Below are 1817 nucleotides of genomic sequence, written 5' to 3'. Positions count from 1 at the left end.
GTGATGACGATTACCCGCCCGATACCTGCGATAGCGCCGTAGAGTTCAGGCCTGGAACGCTCGTATCGCCACCACCGCTCACGGGCCGACTTACTAAAGCGATTGAGGTCACGTTCCGGCTTGACGAGGAGGCGGACCTGGTCGTAACAGTCGCGGTACCGCTTTGCGCGGTCCTCAGGCCAGTCGTGGAAATTGATGACCCAACGACTGCCCGAGCAGTCGGGGCGCGAGTTGAGATCCTGACCGTTCAGATACGGGAACAGCACGTCGATATTACGCGGATCCTTCGCGATCAACGCGCGGGCCTCGGCGGGTTCCATCGTGAAGCCAAGACCCAATATGTTCGATCCCTGAAAGGACAGCGCACCGTTCGCCGCCAGCCGGTGAGGATTTCCGGACACTCGTGCCTCGGGCTCCAGGGAGGGTGCGATCACGGGGGTCTGGACGCCGTCGGCGAACCGGGCTGCGGCCGGCCCGATCTGCCCTGTGGTCCAGACGGCGCTGAATTCCAGGACCGCGGACTTCGACGGCCAGGGCCGGCTCTTGATCGACCGGCGGATGACGTTCCCGTCAGCGACAATCTGGTCAAGGCCGACCTCACGGGTATCGCCCTGGGCCAGGGTGTTCGTCGCGATCAACCCCGTCTGACCGCCACCGTTGAGCAGAGAGTGCGCACGCAGCGCGAAGTAGGCGACCAGATCGGCGCTCCCCCGTGCTCCCCCGCCGATCTCCTCGACGAGGTACTCGCGATACGCCACGCCCAGTGCACCGGTCAGCTTCTGGCCACCGAGGAACGGGGGGTTGCCGAGGACGGCGTCGAAACCGCCCTTCTCGAAGACCTCGGGGAAGACCAGCGGCCAGTGCAGGGGTTTCCGCCGAAAACCGCCGGGAACGTAATCGGTGGCCAACCAGGACTGTGCCGTTTTCCGGGCCTCGGTCTCATCCCGCTTGCCGGTGACCTCATCAGCGAGGCGGGCCGCGGTCAGGGAGAAGCTTTCCCGGCTGGCCTTCTTCTCCTCGTCGATCTCGGCGCGGGCATGCGGGTTACTCGTCCCCGACCATTTCTGATAGCCGACGAGCGCGGCGCCGGCAGTCAGGTCGGCGAAGAGCCGCAGCCGCTCGGTGTCGTGTTCCACCCCCGACAGGAGCCTGCGCTTCCTCGCAAGTCCCACCAGAGACGAGCCGTCGGTCTCGACGAGGTCCCGGCGCCGCCCGGCGGCGTCGCGGACCAGTTCACGGACGCCGGCGGTCCAGCCGAAGATGTCGGAGTGGATCTTCCGGCCCTTGGCCGGGTCGAGGTACATGTACTCCAGCTGCTCGACCGAGGTGATACCGAGCAGGGAGTCGCCGGAGACGAGCCGGTCGTCGAGGAAGGTGAACGGCCGGCGCGGGTCCATCGACACCAGCCAGAGCGACAGCTTCGCCATCTCCACGGCCATCGGGTTGATGTCCGCCCCGTACAGGCAGTGCTCGATGACCAGCCGGCGGGCCTCGACGGTGACGTCGTCCGCGTCGGCGTCACCGGCGTGCCCGGCGGCCCGCGGGTTACCCTCACGGATCCACGCCTCCACCAGCCGGTCGCCGAGGTAGCGGGCGGCGGCGACGAGGAACGCGGCCGAGCCCATCGCGATGTCGGCAACCTTCAGCGACAGGATGTCGGCGCTGGACCGCAGCCGCCAGGCGCCCCGGTCGGCGGTCTGCAACGGCCCGGGGGCGTAGACCAGGGGCGCCAGGGTGTTGTCCGCGACCTCCTCAGCCAGGAACCTGGGGGTGTAGTGGGTGCCGGTGTTCTTCCGCAGCGGCGACTCGGTGACGTA

Annotated in this window: 1 protein-coding gene; it reads right to left on the bottom strand. The window is 67.5% G+C overall.

Going from position 1 to position 1817, the window contains the following annotated elements; translation table 11 throughout:
* Nucleotides 1-1817, bottom strand: a 1817-nt coding sequence (locus AC08ON_RS18135) for an Eco57I restriction-modification methylase domain-containing protein (protein ID WP_476617438.1), incomplete at both ends; no start/stop codon positions are given.

This window comes from Frankia sp. CoWAU3, assembly GCF_977971855.1.
This window is presented reverse-complemented; position numbering and strand designations above follow the sequence as displayed.